14 protein-coding genes are annotated in these 15,340 nt (G+C 31.4%); 1 reads left to right on the top strand and 13 read right to left on the bottom strand.

The annotated features are described in order from the left end of the window. Window positions 1-243: 243 nt before the first annotated feature. The 6 genes from KKQ76_RS04075 to era all read right to left on the bottom strand — a co-directional run bounded on the left by KKQ76_RS04075 (window position 244) and on the right by era (window position 7,020). Window positions 244-1,425, bottom strand: a complete 1,182-nt coding sequence (locus KKQ76_RS04075) for an acyl-CoA dehydrogenase family protein (RefSeq protein ID WP_213195941.1) — start codon at window positions 1,423-1,425, stop codon at window positions 244-246. Between the two features lie 142 nt (window positions 1,426-1,567). Beyond that, window positions 1,568-2,059, bottom strand: a complete 492-nt coding sequence (locus KKQ76_RS04070; RefSeq protein ID WP_213195940.1) for a hypothetical protein — start codon at window positions 2,057-2,059, stop codon at window positions 1,568-1,570. 180 nt (window positions 2,060-2,239) lie between these two features. After that, window positions 2,240-2,821: an alpha-ketoglutarate-dependent dioxygenase AlkB family protein gene (locus KKQ76_RS04065; protein ID WP_213195939.1), complete on the bottom strand. Its 582-nt coding sequence runs from the start codon at window positions 2,819-2,821 to the stop codon at window positions 2,240-2,242. A 108-nt stretch (window positions 2,822-2,929) separates the two neighbouring features. Then, the gene (locus KKQ76_RS04060; RefSeq protein ID WP_213195938.1) at window positions 2,930-5,332 is read right to left on the bottom strand and encodes an alpha/beta hydrolase family protein; all 2,403 of its coding nucleotides are present in this window, start codon (window positions 5,330-5,332) and stop codon (window positions 2,930-2,932) included. A gap of 303 nt (window positions 5,333-5,635) precedes the next feature. Beyond that, complete coding sequence (locus tag KKQ76_RS04055; protein ID WP_213195937.1) at window positions 5,636-6,046, bottom strand: DoxX family protein; 411 nt, start codon at window positions 6,044-6,046, stop codon at window positions 5,636-5,638. A 98-nt stretch (window positions 6,047-6,144) separates the two neighbouring features. Further along, on the bottom strand, window positions 6,145-7,020 hold the full coding sequence (gene era, locus KKQ76_RS04050) for a GTPase Era (RefSeq protein ID WP_213195936.1): 876 nt from the start codon (window positions 7,018-7,020) through the stop codon (window positions 6,145-6,147). Between the two features lie 135 nt (window positions 7,021-7,155). Here era and KKQ76_RS04045 point away from each other — a divergent pair, with 135 nt between their 5' ends. Continuing rightward, the gene (locus KKQ76_RS04045; protein WP_213195935.1) at window positions 7,156-7,599 is read left to right on the top strand and encodes a hypothetical protein; all 444 of its coding nucleotides are present in this window, start codon (window positions 7,156-7,158) and stop codon (window positions 7,597-7,599) included. A 44-nt stretch (window positions 7,600-7,643) separates the two neighbouring features. Here KKQ76_RS04045 and KKQ76_RS04040 read toward each other — a convergent pair whose 3' ends face one another. The 7 genes from KKQ76_RS04040 to gpmI all read right to left on the bottom strand — a co-directional run bounded on the left by KKQ76_RS04040 (window position 7,644) and on the right by gpmI (window position 15,312). Continuing rightward, window positions 7,644-8,408, bottom strand: coding sequence for a class I SAM-dependent methyltransferase (locus KKQ76_RS04040; protein WP_213195934.1), 765 nt, complete (start codon window positions 8,406-8,408; stop codon window positions 7,644-7,646). 134 nt (window positions 8,409-8,542) lie between these two features. Next, complete coding sequence (gene map / locus KKQ76_RS04035) at window positions 8,543-9,352, bottom strand: type I methionyl aminopeptidase (RefSeq protein WP_213195933.1); 810 nt, start codon at window positions 9,350-9,352, stop codon at window positions 8,543-8,545. Between the two features lie 45 nt (window positions 9,353-9,397). Next, entirely contained in the window at window positions 9,398-9,745 is a 348-nt protein-coding gene (locus KKQ76_RS04030) for a four helix bundle protein (RefSeq protein WP_069799077.1), read from the bottom strand. Between the two features lie 53 nt (window positions 9,746-9,798). Then, complete coding sequence (locus tag KKQ76_RS04025; RefSeq protein ID WP_069799079.1) at window positions 9,799-10,230, bottom strand: BT0820 family HAD-type phosphatase; 432 nt, start codon at window positions 10,228-10,230, stop codon at window positions 9,799-9,801. A gap of 68 nt (window positions 10,231-10,298) precedes the next feature. After that, complete coding sequence (locus tag KKQ76_RS04020) at window positions 10,299-10,964, bottom strand: response regulator transcription factor (protein ID WP_213195932.1); 666 nt, start codon at window positions 10,962-10,964, stop codon at window positions 10,299-10,301. A gap of 66 nt (window positions 10,965-11,030) precedes the next feature. Next, a complete protein-coding gene (locus KKQ76_RS04015) occupies window positions 11,031-13,730 on the bottom strand; it encodes a sensor histidine kinase (RefSeq protein WP_213195931.1) in 2,700 nt (899 codons plus the stop codon). Between the two features lie 52 nt (window positions 13,731-13,782). Beyond that, window positions 13,783-15,312 (bottom strand): 2,3-bisphosphoglycerate-independent phosphoglycerate mutase, encoded by a 1,530-nt coding sequence (gene gpmI / locus KKQ76_RS04010; RefSeq protein WP_213195930.1) that lies wholly within the window; start codon window positions 15,310-15,312, stop codon window positions 13,783-13,785. Window positions 15,313-15,340 lie beyond the last annotated feature (28 nt).

Raw genomic sequence — 15,340 nt, 5'->3', positions numbered from 1 at the left:
ATTTTTCTCTCGCTGATTTTGCTGATTGAGCAGATTTTATTCTTTCTTTCGCGTGAGCGATTGCAGTGGAAATCCTTTTATTATGTCAGTCTGAGCGGAGTCGAAGAGTCGAAGACTGGAAAAATAAAAGATTGAAACGGAAAGCGCGACTTTTTTGCATGGCAATAGCGGTGGAAAAAAGGCACGCCAAAATCAAAAAAAAAACTTTGTCAAAGATTTTAAAGCTTTGACAAAGTATAATTTTTATGAAAATGCGTTGATTCCTGTGATATCAAGACCTGTGATGAGCAAGTGAACGTCTTCTGTACCTTCATAAGTGATGACAGATTCTAAGTTGGCAGCGTGACGCATCATTGGGAATTCTCCCATAATTCCCATTCCGCCAAGAATTTGACGAGATTCTCTTGCTATGTTAATTGCCATTCTCACATTATTTCTCTTTGCCATAGAAATTTGAGCTGGAGTAGCTTTGTGGTCATTTTTCAAGGTTCCTAATCTCCAACAAAGCAATTGTGCTTTTGTAATTTCTGTTAAAAATTCGGCTAATTTTTTCTGTTGAAGTTGGAAACTTGCAATTGGTTTTCCGAACTGTGTTCTTTCTTTAGAGTACTGAACAGCAGTGCAATAACAATCAATTGCTGCGCCAATTACTCCCCAAGAAATCCCGTAACGTGCTGAATTTAAACAAGAAAGTGGACCTTTAAGACCTTCTACATTTGGTAATAGATTTTCTTTAGGAACTCTAACGTTATTAAAAACCAATTCACCAGTTTTAGAAGCTCTTAATGACCATTTATTGGTGGTTTCTGGAGTGGTAAAACCTTCGTAACCACGTTCTACAATCATTCCGCGAACTTTTCCGTCTTCACCTTTTGCCCAAACTACAGCAATATCACAAAGTGGAGCATTGGTAATCCACATTTTAGCACCGTTAAGCAAATAATGATCACCCATATCTTTGTAATGCGTTTCCATTCCTCCTGGATTTGAACCGTGATTTGGTTCTGTTAAACCAAATGCACCGATAAATTCACCAGAAGCTAATTTTGGAAGATATTTGCGCTTTTGTTCTTTTGAACCAAACTCAAAAATAGGAAACATAACCAAAGAACTCTGTACAGAAGCTGCAGAACGAACGGCAGAATCTCCACGTTCTAACTCTTGCATAATTAATCCGTAAGAAATTTGGTCTAAACCAGCACCTCCATATTCTTCTGGAATATAAGGACCAAGAGCACCAATTGCTCCTAATTCTTTCATGAGATTAGAAATGTCTTTATGATGTTGTGCTGCATCATCAATTTGAGGCATAATAAATGACTGAACCCAATCTCTTACAGAGTTTCTGATTAATATATGTTCTTCTGTAAGTAAATCATCAATTCCATAATAATCTGGAATAGTATTTAAAGGATAGTATGACATTGCGTTTAAATTTTGCTAAAAATACGAGGATTTCACATAGTATCAAAATACCCAATAGAAAAAGTAAACTGCAACTATATGTAGAGAAAAAATTAAAAAATTCATCTAAAATAGAGTAGAATAGCATGAAAAATTACTAACATTATTTACATTTAACAGGCGATAAAACTCTTCCAGACTTAAAATCTACACTTTTATCATTCACAATAATCATAGTAGAATCGTTCTTTTGTTTCATAGCAGTAATTCCTTCGTAAAGTTTATTGTCTTTGGTCAAAAAGCGAACATCTATTAACGAATGCATTCCCTCAGAAAACATGTCGTAAGTTAATTTTAAGGTATCACCAGATTTTATACCATACACTTTTCCAGTAGAACCATCTTTTTCATAATTATCATAGCTCATTTTTCCTTTTACAGAATCTGTAGGATAAAGAGTGTAAGAAAGGTGCAAAGAATCTTTGCCTACCACAGAAAGATAACAAAATTGCAAATTATCTTTTTTCGGCTCAAAAGTTTCTGGATAACTCTGGTGAATGGTATCTTCAGGAATTATGGTATATGAAGATGTTACTTTTTTGTTACAAGAAATAAAAGAAATGCTAATTAAAAGAATAACTACAAAATTTTTCATAATTTTTCTTGCAAAAGTATGGCGATAAACGATTTATAACTTTATAAAATTCTCATCAATGATTATAAACATTCAATGGATTAAAAGGAATGAAAAGGTTAGGAAACTATAATTATATTGAAGATGAAAAAATACAATTTAACATAATATAAATTATAGGAATTAATTAGAATATTATGTTTAATCGTTTAAAATTGTTCTGAATGTCAAATTTACTCTTGGCTCAGTAATTTTAGCATTCGTGTAAAGCTTGTGTTTCCAATAGATTTGAGTTTCATCTTTCATGATGAGTAATGAGCCATTCTCTAGCATTAGAGAAATTTCTTCTTTGCTAAAATTATGTTTAAAACCAAATTTTCTTTCCGCTCCGAAACTTACAGACGCAATTGCAGAATGTTTGAGAATTTCTTTTTCGTTATCAGAATGCCAACTCATCGCTTCAGAGCCATTGTGATAATAGTTCAATAAACACGCATTAAATTTTTCGCCTGAGATTTGTTCCACCGTATATTTTATTTCTAAAATAAATTTTAGCCAATTCTCAGCGATTTTATTTTTACCAGAATATTTATAAGAAATTCCTTCATCTCCTAAAAAAGCAACTTTTCTTTTGGTGACAATCTCTTTTCCAAAAATTTTAACTACATCATGTTGCCAATTGATTTCATTCAGCAATTTAACATAATATATTGCACTTTGTTCCTCTGTGAAGATTTTTCCATAATAATGTACAGTGCCGTCTTTTGGTAAAAGATTATTCATTTGTTAGATGTTAGATTTCAGATTCTAGACTTTTTTAAAATTACACAATTTTATCAAATTCAAGATTATTTCAAAAATAAAAAGACGCTTTTCAGCGTCTTTTAAAATTTATTTTTTCAAACATTTTTCTAAGAATTGGTCTTGTTCCCAAAGCAAATGTAAAATGTTTTCCTTAGCAACATAACCGTGAGATTCTTTCGGTAAAATCACCATTCTTACAGGTGCTCCTAAGTTTTTCAACGCTTGGAAATAACGCTCTGTTTGCAATGTAAACGTTCCAGGATTGTTATCTGCTTCACCATGAACTAAAAGCATTGGTTTTTTCATTTTATTAGCATTCATAAATGGTGACATTCCGTTGTAGATTTCAGGAACATCCCAATAATTACGCTGTTCACTTTGGAAGCCAAAAGGTGTCAAAGTTCTGTTATAAGCGCCACTTCGGGCAATTCCACAAGCAAAATCGTTAGAATGAGTTAATAAATTTGCGGTCATAAATGCACCGTAAGAATGGCCACCCACTGCTACTCTATTTCTATCGATATAGCCTAATTGATCAACAGCATCAATTGCCGCTTTTCCATTGGCAACCAATTGCGGAATAAAAGTATCATTCGGTTCTGTAGTTCCTTCACCAATAATTGGAAAACTCGCATCATCTAAAACCGCATAACCTTTAGTCACCCAATAAATAAACGAACCATAACTTGGGAAAGTAAATTCGTTCGGGTTTGCAGTGTTTTGTCCAGCTGTTGCTTTATCCTTAAATTCTTCTGGATACGCCCAAACTAAAAGTGGCAATTTTGGTTTCTTTTTGAAATCGTAATTTGCTGGTAGATAAAGTGTTCCTTTCAGTTCTACTCCATCATTTCTCTTATATTTGATGACTTCTTTATGAATAGTAGAAATACTCGCAAAAGGATTTGAAAATTGCGTTACCGCTTCTGCTTTGTTGTTTTTAATATTTCTAACAAAATAATTAGGATACTGATTTTTAGACTGTTGAGTTACTAAAACCGTTCCTTTATTGGCATCAATAATGTCAATAATATCTTCTTTTACATTTGGTGTTTTAGAAGTATATAATCTCTTAGTTTGGAAGTTTTTAAAATCAAATTCGTCAATAAAAGGAAACTGACCATCCTTGGTAAAACCATCACCAATTAAGTGTGCTTTTCCGTTTTTGATGGAAATTACGTATTGTCCGAATTCATTTTTATCGGTTTGGAAATTTCCTGGATCTGCATAAACATCTTGATAATTTCTTTCTGCAATTTCTTTATTTTCTCCTGTTTTTGGATTAAGGAAATACGTTTTTTGTGAACGAGTATCATACCAAGAATCCATTACTACAGCGTTTTCTTCATTCCCGAATTGAATTCCTGCAAATCTTTGTTTGGTTTTCATCAAAGATTTAGGTTCAGCCGAAAAAGGTGCATCCCAAGTAAAAACTTCATCTCTGAATTCTGCTTTTTTGCTTTGGTCACCACCATCTAAAGCTTCTACAAAATATAAACTTGCAGGTTTGTCTGCTCTCCAAGACATATTTCTTTTTCCTGTTCTAACTGATGAAAAACCTTTTGGCATAATTTCATTCAATGGAACATCATTTACGGTTTTTACTAAATTTCCTTGTAAATCAAAAACTTGAGCAGTCATAGGAAATCTAGAAAGCGGAACGATATAAGAAAATGGTTTTTTGATGGTAGAAATCATCAAATAATTTCCGTCTGGTGAAAGTTGAATTCCTGCATAAATATCAGCAGATTTATAAGGAGTTTCTGCTCCATCAAGATTCATTTTTACCAATTCTGCTCTGGTTAAAGTCTCGAAATTGGATTCATCCATAGGATTTTTTAACAAATCCTGATACGTTCTGTTTTGTGAAACTTTTCCGTCTGCATTAGAAACAATTGGTCCAGTTGGAAGATTTTTCTTTTCATTTAAAAGGGCTGGTCTATTTGCTGGAAGTTTTCTCACGATTAATTCCTTAGAATTTTTCAGCCAAACAAACGGAGAACCTAAATTGGCATTAAGATTATCACTTGAGATTTTTTTTGCGGTTCTGGTTTCTAAATTTAAAATCCAAAGTTCTACTCCTTTTTCTGTAGTATTGGTAAACGCTAATTTTTTTTCATCGGGAGACCAAGAAAGATTGGTCATTTTAGGATTTTGAGGTAATCCAATTACTTGTGTTTCTTGCTTTTCGTTGAATTTTCTAACCTTTAAATTACTAATATACGTAACAGAACTCGAAATATTGGTTACAGGATTTACACGCAAACCTGCCAATTTCATTTCTTCTTGGTTAAGGTCGTCTAACGTTTTATAAGTAGGTCTGTAAGAAAAAACCATCCAGTCTTTTTTGCTGTTCATAGAAACAGAAGGTGTTCTTTGGAAATCAGCGAGTTGAAGAATTTCGGCGGAAGGTTTTTGGTAGGTTAAATTTTCTTGCGCGAATCCACAAATGGATAAAGCGAGGAATAAAACAGAAATTTTGATAGATCTCATATTTTTCAAATTATAGATTATAAATTTTAGATTCTAAATCTTAATGATTAGTGACTTTATTGAGGGGAAAGTTACAATTTTTCCTGAAATTTCTGAAGATTTCTGCGTTTGCGCTAACGATGGAAGCGGCATCCTTTTTTAAATTTTTTCCTCACTGACTCTCCTAAAAGAGAGAACTAAAATTTAAAAAAGATACAGCGGACAGCGTGTTAAAGCGCCAAAAAACACCCCGTCATTCAGAAAATCTGAATGCCACTCCTCTAAAAGAGGGGAACAAAAAAGACGCTAGAAGCGCCTTAGAATTTATTTTCGATTAATCATTCTGTCGATGGAAATGCTTCCGGGACCTGCTACAAAAATTAAAATGTAGTGGAATAAATAGAGCAATGCCATTTCTTGTTTGGCAAAAGGATCGTTTCCATGAACCATGAAAACTGCAACTAACATCGTGATAATGAGTGGAATAGAAACAAATCTGGTAAAAAGTCCTAAAATTAAGAAAAGTGAACAAAGAACTTCTGCAAGAACTGCTAAAACGAGGGATGTTTTGCTGCCGATTCCGAAGAAATTAATAAAATCATGACTTCCTCCGAGAAATTGCATGAGCTTCGGAAATCCATGAGTGAGCATTCCTAATCCTACAAAAATTCTAATGGCTAATAACGCCCAATCTAACAAGGTTTTGTTGTAACCCGTTGTATTAAGATTCTTCATTTTCTCTTTATTTTTAGACTCTCAAAAATAAAAAATAAATCTGAAATGATGTTCTTTTTATCATAAAAAAACTCAACCAAAAAGATTGAGTTTTTATTTTATCTGTAACCGAAATTTTTAAGATCTCTTTCGTTTTTACGCCAATCTTTTTTGACTTTTACAAAAAGATTAAGGTGAATTTTCTTGTCAAAAAATTTCTCTAAATCTATTCTGGCTTCGGTTCCCACTTTTTTGATGGCTTCACCTTTGTGACCGATGAGAATTCCTTTTTGTGTGTCTCTTTCTACGTAAATAATAGAGTCTATAAAGATAATTCCTTCTTTTTCTTTGAACATTTCTGTTACCACTTCTACAGAATACGGAATTTCTTTGTCGTAATTCAATAAAATTTTCTCTCTGATATTTTCATTTACGAAGAAACGTTCAGATTTATCTGTGTATTGGTCTTTGTCGTAGTAAGGCGGATTTTCTGGCAATAAAGCTTTTAATTTTGGCAAAATTAAATCGGTATTAAAACCTTCTAACGCTGAAATCGGTAAAATTTCTGCTTTTTCAATTTTATTATGCCAGTACTCCACTTTTTCGAGCATCGCTTCTTGGTTAGACACATCTATCTTATTGAGTAAAATAAGGACTGGAACTGGAATTTTGTTCAGTTTATCTACCAAAAATTCATTCGGTTCTTCTTTATCATTAACATCTACGATAAATAAGAAAACGTCTGCATCTTGTAAAGAATCCTTTACAAAATCCATCATTTTTTCTTGCAATTCATATTTTGGTTCTAGAACTCCAGGAGTATCAGAAAATACGATTTGTAGGTCTTCTTCATTATAAATCCCGAAAATACGGTGTCTAGTTGTTTGTGCTTTTTGGGTCACAATCGCTAATTTTTCGCCCATCAATTGATTGAGCAAGGTAGATTTTCCTGCGTTTGGTTTCCCGACTATGTTTACAAATCCTGCTTTGTGCATTTGTTTTACTTAAAATTAAAGGATTAAAAGATTTAAAATTTCTTTTTTGCAAAGGTAAGGAAAATAGAAAGATATGTTGATAATTCAATTTGCATTTAAAATTTTTATTTTGGAAATTTGAAAAAAAATAAACATATGACCATTCTAAAAAACTTGAAAAAACACGAAATTTTAAAAATCTTTTATAAAGGTTTATTGCAATTTGAAAAAGAAAAAAATAAAAATAAATATCAATTTCAATTTGATTGTGAAAGAATTGCAGAATTAGCCAAAATCAAAATAGAAGAAAGTAAAAACTTATGTTTTGAATTATATAAAGAAAATTTTTTGAAAATATGTACAAAAGACGAAGATAACAGAAACCACACCTACTCTATAAATGAATGCGGCATCAATGCTTTATTAAGTAATTTACTTATAAATAGATTTCTAAACTTACTATTTAAAATTTTTGCAGTAACAATACCAATGATAATTTCATTTATTTCTTTATTCAAAAATTACAATAATGAAAACGCTTATGAAATACTTAATAAAAGAATTGATTCTTTGGTTTATGAACTAAAGATAAAAAAATAATTTAGATTCCTACGGAATGACAAAAAGGTGTTTTATTTTTTTAATTACTTTCTTACCACAGGTAAAATTTCGGTTACGTTTAGTCCGAATCTTTTTTGTTCTTCTTTAGAAAATTTTTGAGAATAGAAATTAATATCTACTGAAAATCCTACTGATTTTAACCTTTCGAAATAATCCATTCCGTACCAACGAACATGATCGTATTGCCCGAAATGTTTTTGGCGTTCTTTTGGTTCTGTTATGGTAAAATCTTCATAAGTTTTCTCTAAAGAATTTTTCATGGGAACTTGCAGAATTCCCCAACCTCCTTTTTTCATCACTCTGTACAGTTCGCTCATCGCTTTTTTATCGTCTATAATATGTTCTAGAACGTGATTACAGAAAATAACATCAAAACTTTCATCTTCAAAAGGCAAATCTAGAATGTCTGCTTTTACATCTACAATCGGCGAAAACAAATCTGCAGAAGTGTATTCTAAATTCTTCATTTTCTTGAATTTTCTCAAGAATTCTTGCTCTGGAGCAATGTGAAGCACTTTATAATTTTGAGTAAAAAAATCGGTTTCATTTTTTAGATACAACCACATTTGACGATGACGCTCTAAACTTAAAGTTCCAGGAGAAAGTGCATTTTCACGCTGTTTTCCGTAACCATAAGGTAAAAATTTACGGTAGGATTTCCCGTCAATCGGGTCGGTGAATTTATTTCCTTTGAAAAAAAGATAGATTAAAGGGCGAAGAAAAATGCTTAGATTAATAAGCATAGGTCTTGGAATTTTATTCAGTAAAAATGAGGCGATTTTCTTCATATAATTTCTAATTCAAATTTAAAAAAATATCCCTATAAAAGAATAAAATTATTTCCTTAGTTCAACTTTCATTTTTAGAAAATAAAAAAAGCAGACAAAAGTCTGCTTGTATTTTGGTTATGAATGAAGTATTTCTAAAAATCCATTGTAAATGGTTCTTCTTCATTACTTTTAATTCCTAATGCTTCGTAAATATATTTGAAGGTAGAAAGTAAAACTGGCTTTCCATTAATCACTGCAACATCATGTTCAAAATGTGCAGAAGGTGTTTTGTCTAATGAAGTTACTGTCCATCCATCTTTATGGAATTTTACCTGATGCGTTCCCAGATTAACCATAGGTTCTATAGCGACAACTAAGCCGTCTTTTATGACTTTTCCGCTGCCTTTTCTTCCGTAATTAGGAACTTGAGGATCTTCGTGCATGGTTCTTCCCAAACCGTGACCTACCAATTCTCTTACCACTCCATAACCATGTTTTTCGCAGTGCGTTTGAATAGCGTTTGAAATATCTCCTATTCTTTTTCCGCGAACACATTGTTCTATTCCTTTGTAAAGTGATTCTTTGGTTACTTGAAGTAATTTTTTGGTTTCTGGTGCTACTTCTCCCACTTCGAATGAATAAGCATGATCGCCATAAAAACCATTCATGTAAACCCCACAATCTACAGAAAGAATGTCTCCTTCTTCCAACGGAATATCTTTTGGAATTCCGTGAACTACCTCTTCATTGGGAGAAATACATAGGGAATTTGGGAAACCATACATTCCTAAAAACGCAGGTTCGCCACCATGATCTTTGATAAAATCATGAGCTAATTTATCTAAATGTAATGTGGTAACTCCTGGTTTAATTTCTGCAGCAATCATTCCTAAAGTTTTAGAAACGAGCTGAGCACTTTCGCGCATTAAACGGAGTTCTTCAATTGTTTTAAGTATAATCATTTTATTTAAAGAGCCATGGCAAAAGTAAAAAGAACCATGTATTATTTATAGTTTAGTATTGTTTATAATAGAAGCTAAAATATTTTTAAGTTCTTTACTCTCCTGTATAAGAGATTCTAACTGTTCATTTTCTGACCTTTCTAAAGCTTTAATTACTCTTAACCAATAATTGGACTCTCTAGCTTCTCGAAGAGATATTCTTACTTTATTTTTAAAATCAGCTTTAGAAGATCCAGCTTGTGATTCTTCATAATTAGCACCAATTGAAGTTGACGATTTTGTTAACTGTAATTTTATTACATTATATTCAAAATCACGAGGTAAAGTTCTTAAGAAAATAATACAGTTCACCCCAAATTTAAAAGTTCTATCTAACAGATTATTATTTTGCATACATTAGATTTTAAAACTTGTGTCTTTTTACTTTTTACTTGGGTCTTTTACTTCTACCAAAACAAACCTCTTTTCTTTTCTTTTTTCATTTTAGAATAAGCTAAAACCTCGCCTCCTTCTACTCTGAATTCTATTCTTTCGGTGATGATGTTGTAGATTTCTCCCCAACCTGGAAAACCGCCTAAGTTTCTATCATCTATAAATAAATCTGCATCTATTTTTCTGGATTGAGTTTCATCATCAAAGATTTCACCTTCGAAACTAGAGTTTACTGCGTAGAATTCTACTCCATTTTTTCTACAAAATTCTACCGCTTCTTCTAAAGACTTGCCGTGTCTATAAGTCCAAAGAATTAATCGATATCCTTCGGATTGTAATTTTTTTAGGGTTTCGAAAGCGAAAATTTTTGGTTTTCCAATTGATGGATAAGCATCTTCTACAATGGTTCCATCAAAATCTATAGCGAGTTTTTTATTACTTAACATTCTATTGATTTAGTTTTTGCAAATATATGAAATAAAAAAAGGCTAATAAAATAAGCCTTTTAGAAATATTATATCCATTTATTTTTATAAGCCAGATTCATGACTTGACTTCTGGAATTAAGATGGAGTTTTTTATAAATATTATTCACGTGAGTTCTCACTGTATTAGGACTGATAAATAATTTATCTGCGATTTCGTGATGATTATAACCTTTTACCACTTCTCTTAGAATTTCCATTTCTCGGTCGCTTAATTGGTGGTCTATAATCGCATTCTGCATACTTGCAGTAGGTTTTGGCGTATCTCTTAGCAAATCCATTGCTCTTCTTGCAATGGCTGGACTCATAGGTATTCCATCAAACTGAACCACATTTTTCATGGCTTCTACTATGTTTATAGCTTTGTCTTCTTTTAGTAAATAACCACTGGCTCCAGCTTTAATGGCTTCGAAAATTTTATCATCATCTTCATAAATCGTTAAAACAATGTATTTAATTTCTGGAAATTTAATAGACGCAGAAGCAATGGTAACAATACCATCGAGAATAGGCATTTCTAAATCCATCAATACCACTTGAGGATAATCTTCTTTGGGAAGACTTTCTAATTTATCAAAAAAATCTTCCCCATTTGTGGCTTCGAATACTAAAAGTACGTCTTGATAGGGCGCTAACTTTTCTTTAATCGTAATTCTATTGATTTGATTATCATCTACTATTGCTACTTTTATCATGGCTTTTTAATGGTTTTACAATATATTTTTTTTGTTGTTTAAAATCAATACTACAAATTACGTATTTTACATTTCGTAAAGTTCTATCGTAGTACCAGATGAATCTGAATAAATATTAAGCTTAAATCCTAACTCTCTTGCTCTTTCTTTCATATTGATTAACCCATTACCTTCTCTAAGATTGTTTGGATTAAAACCACGTCCATTATCTTTGATATAAAAAATAATTTTATTTTTAGAAATCACATTCACTTCTACTTTCGTAGCATTTGCATGTTTATAGATATTTTGTAATGCTTCTTGCATAATTCTAAAAATTCCGCTCCCTGTAGTTGCATCAAATTTTCTATTATTTTCTATCTCTTCCTCGAAAATTATTTTAATTTCATTTGTTTGGAGAAATTTACGTGCATAACTTTTAAAATTATCATATAATGCAATAATATTGGTATCTTTATTACCTAAAATCCAAATGGTTTGTCTAAGAAGTGCTAGAATGTGTTCTGCATCTAATCTTACATCATCACAGCTAATTTCATTTTTGGGCTCGATATTTTCGTTTACAGAGTTCTTTAACTTATCAATCTTAGAAATCAAACTGGTTACATAAGCACCAATATTATCATGCAAATCTCTACTGATTCTTTTTCTTTCGTTTTCTAATTGATGTTTTACTCTGAGTTGATTTAATCTTTTAATGTACTTTTTCTTATTGATTTCGTTTACATAATTATATAAAAACAAACCAGCTACTAAAAGGGTAAAAACAATAAACCACCATCTTATATAGAAAGGCCCTAAAACTGTAAATTCTATTTTATTAGGCATCATTTTTTCGTAGCCGTCTTCATTTACAGATTTTATTTGCAATGAATATTTTCCTTGGTCTATGTGAGAAAACTTAAGTGTTCTAGGTTCTTTAAAGGGTTTCCAAGCATCATCATTAATTTTATAGAATAAAGTAGTTTTCCCTAAAAAATTTTTATCTACTGAGGAAAATACAAATTGTATATCACGGTTATGGTCTTCAAAATAGATTTTCTCTCCTAAATTACCCAATTCTCCATCATGAAGAATTTTTGAAATTTCAGTAGATTTCACCAAAGCATTTGGAATAATTTTATCTAAATCAATGATTGTAATTTTGTTTTTAGAAACTACCGTAAGTTTCTGATTAGATGAGGAATAATCTCCTTTTAAAATCAAGTCTTCCTTATTATCTAAAATTCTAATAGAACCAATAGGTTTTAAAATATTTTTGGTTTTCAACAATAAATCTTTGTCAGTCAATACCCAAATTCTATTTTTAACATCTCTAAAAATCAATCGTGTAAGATTCCCACTAAATCCTTCTTCTGCTTTAAAAGTTTTGACTATTTTATTGTTATACCATTGTGCAATTCCTTTTCTAGCACCAATATAGACAGTATCTGTATCTGCAAAAACGGTAGTTACAAAATTACTATGTAACCCATTTTTATTACTCACATGACTTATAAAATTAAGTTTTTCATTGAGGATTGAAAGACCAGATTCATAAGAAACTAAACCAAAACCTTGTTTAATTTTAAAGAAATTCTCAATATTGTCAAAAGGTTTATTTTGATATTTAGTCACTGAATTTCCATTTTTCACAAAAAAACCACCTCCATAAGTTGTAAAAATAATCTGATTATTGAATTTTAAAATCTTAGAAACACCAGCAGTAAAAGGAAATAAATCTATGAATTGCAATTGATTGCCATTCATTTTATAGGTTTCTAATCCAGCAAAAGAACCTAAATAAAGAAAATCACCATCTAAATGGAAAGTAAGTGCATCTTTTCTAAGGAAAACTTTTGACAGTATTTTGTCATCTTGAATGACGTATAAAAAACCATCTGCAAGAATATATTGTTTATTTTGAAAAGTTAAAATCCGTCTAGCATTTATACTTTTATGGTTAAAAGTTATTTTCGGGTTGTTATTACGAATGATAGAAATACCACCTCCCAGTGTAGAAATAATCACATCATTCTTAGAAGTTTTTAAAATATGATTAATGCTGTTATTTCCCAGTCCATTTTTTTCGGAAAGCGTATCTTTAATTTTACCATTTTGCTTTATAAAAATGGTATTTTCTATTTTTTCTAATGTAAAACGATTAAGAACAATTTTATCATTCTGTAATAAAAAATCTCGATCAGCCAGTTTTATTTTTGAATTCTTTCCTTTAAGAAAAATACTATTTTGTTCAATGTACAAAGGAATGAATGTCTTAACATTATTAATATCAATAGCATAAAACTTTTCCTGATTTGTTTTATGATTTACTCCATTAATTAAGATATAATTGCTGTTATAATTAGAAATTTTGAAATCCCTCAATATCAAATTACCTAAACTTGGATATTTTAATGTAATCCTTCTTTTATTGGTGTCAAAATAATATAAACCTCTTTCTGAAAGGTAAATTAATAATCCATTTTTTTTATCTGAAATCGCTTTATTAATATAGTTTCCAGGCATTCCATTATCTACATCTAGCGTAATCCATTTTCCATCTTGATACGTAGCCAGACCTTTGTCTGTTCCTAACCAAATCACTCCATTTTGATCTTCATTGGCATTAAAAACATAATTACTAGGCAAACCTTCTGTTTCGGTAATATTTTCAATAATAGAAGCCTCTTGAGAAAAAAGAAAAGAAGAGAGAACAATAAAAAACAGGCCAACTACTTTTTTGTTTTTGGAATATAAGTACTTATAAAAAAAATTAGCCAACATAATGATCATTAGTTGGCTAAAGTTAATAAATTATTTTAAAAATTTGAAATTTTTAAGAGACTAAAACTTCTCCAGTCATAATTTCTGGAATTTCTACGCCCATAACTTTTAAAATAGATGGCGCTACATCTCCTAATTTACCCGGTTTCAGATTCCAAGTTTGGTCTTTATCCATTACAATTAGCGGAACTAAATTAGTAGAGTGTTGTGTGTTAGGACTTCCATCTGGATTAATCATGTAATCAGAATTTCCGTGGTCTGCCAAAATGAAAACAGCATAACCATGTTCATAAGCTGTAGTTGCTACTGCTTCTATACATTTGTCTACCGCTTCACAAGCTTTTACTGCCGCTTCGAAAACACCAGTATGACCTACCATATCTGCATTCGCAAAATTTAAGCAAATGAAATCTGCAGATTCTTTTTCTAATTCTGGTAAAATAGCATCTCTAATATCAAAAGCAGACATTTCTGGTTTTAAATCGTAGGTAGCAACATCTTTTGGACTCGGACAAAGCAATCTTCTCTCTCCTACAAATTCTTTTTCTCTACCACCAGAAAAGAAGAAAGTAACGTGAGGATATTTTTCTGTTTCAGCAATTCTGATTTGAGTTCTACCTGCTCTTTCTAGAACTTCGCCCATTGTTTCCTGTAAAACTTCTTCATCAAAGATAACTTTTACATTTTGGAAACTTTCGTCATAATTGGTTAAAGTAACATAGTAAAGATTCAATTTTTTCATTCCAAAATCTGGAAAGTCTTGTTGAGAAAGCACTTCTGTAATTTCTCTACCTCTGTCTGTTCTGAAATTGAAACAGAAAACCACATCATTTTCCTCAATTTTAGCAGTAGGAAGATTATTATTTTCTGAAACGATAATTGGTTTTAAAAACTCATCAGTAACTCCTTCTGCATAAGATTTTTCAATCGCTTCTACAGGATTTTTGGTGATTTCTCCTACTCCATTTACCATTGCATCATAAGCTAATTTCACACGCTCCCATCTCTTATCTCTATCCATTGCGAAATATCTTCCAACTACAGTTGCTAATTTCCCTGTAGAGATTTTCATGTGATTTTGTAAATCTTCTATGAAACCTTTTCCAGACATAGGATCACAGTCTCTACCGTCTGTAAATGCATGTACGTAAACATTTTCTGTCAATCCAAATTCTTGAGCAGCAGTTAATAAACCTTTCAAGTGATTGATATGAGAGTGAACTCCACCATCTGAAACTAAACCGATAAAATGTACTTTTTTATGATTTAATTTAGCATATTCAAAAGCCATTTGAATTCCCGGCTCTAATCCTAGAGTATTTTTTTCTACCGCCATATTCAGTTTTACCAAATTTTGGTAAACTACTCTTCCTGCGCCTAAATTCATGTGTCCTACTTCAGAATTTCCCATTTGTCCTGCTGGTAAACCTACTGCAAGTCCAGAAGCTTCTAGCGTGGTATTTGGAAATTTTGTATAACAAGAATCTATAAAAGGTGTGTTTGCTTGGTAAATTGCAGACACTTTATTATCCGTTCCTAAACCCCATCCATCAAGAATGGCAAGTATTGCTTTTTTAGCCATTTTAGTATTTTTTTTAATGATGCAAATT

The sequence above is a fragment of the Cloacibacterium caeni genome, from assembly GCF_907163105.1.
GTDB lineage: Bacteria > Bacteroidota > Bacteroidia > Flavobacteriales > Weeksellaceae > Cloacibacterium > Cloacibacterium caeni_A.
Note: the sequence above shows the minus strand (reverse complement) of the source record. Positions and strands in the feature narration are given on the sequence as shown.

Coding starts and splice junctions, on each gene's coding strand:
- KKQ76_RS04075 (WP_213195941.1), bottom strand. CDS start 1,425: ATGTCATACTATCCTTTAAATACTATTCCAGATTATTATGGAATTGAT.
- KKQ76_RS04070 (WP_213195940.1), bottom strand. CDS start 2,059: ATGAAAAATTTTGTAGTTATTCTTTTAATTAGCATTTCTTTTATTTCT.
- KKQ76_RS04065 (WP_213195939.1), bottom strand. CDS start 2,821: ATGAATAATCTTTTACCAAAAGACGGCACTGTACATTATTATGGAAAA.
- KKQ76_RS04060 (WP_213195938.1), bottom strand. CDS start 5,332: ATGAGATCTATCAAAATTTCTGTTTTATTCCTCGCTTTATCCATTTGT.
- KKQ76_RS04055 (WP_213195937.1), bottom strand. CDS start 6,046: ATGAAGAATCTTAATACAACGGGTTACAACAAAACCTTGTTAGATTGG.
- era (WP_213195936.1), bottom strand. CDS start 7,020: ATGCACAAAGCAGGATTTGTAAACATAGTCGGGAAACCAAACGCAGGA.
- KKQ76_RS04045 (WP_213195935.1), top strand. CDS start 7,156: ATGACCATTCTAAAAAACTTGAAAAAACACGAAATTTTAAAAATCTTT.
- KKQ76_RS04040 (WP_213195934.1), bottom strand. CDS start 8,408: ATGAAGAAAATCGCCTCATTTTTACTGAATAAAATTCCAAGACCTATG.
- map (WP_213195933.1), bottom strand. CDS start 9,352: ATGATTATACTTAAAACAATTGAAGAACTCCGTTTAATGCGCGAAAGT.
- KKQ76_RS04030 (WP_069799077.1), bottom strand. CDS start 9,745: ATGCAAAATAATAATCTGTTAGATAGAACTTTTAAATTTGGGGTGAAC.
- KKQ76_RS04025 (WP_069799079.1), bottom strand. CDS start 10,230: ATGTTAAGTAATAAAAAACTCGCTATAGATTTTGATGGAACCATTGTA.
- KKQ76_RS04020 (WP_213195932.1), bottom strand. CDS start 10,964: ATGATAAAAGTAGCAATAGTAGATGATAATCAAATCAATAGAATTACG.
- KKQ76_RS04015 (WP_213195931.1), bottom strand. CDS start 13,730: ATGTTGGCTAATTTTTTTTATAAGTACTTATATTCCAAAAACAAAAAA.
- gpmI (WP_213195930.1), bottom strand. CDS start 15,312: ATGGCTAAAAAAGCAATACTTGCCATTCTTGATGGATGGGGTTTAGGA.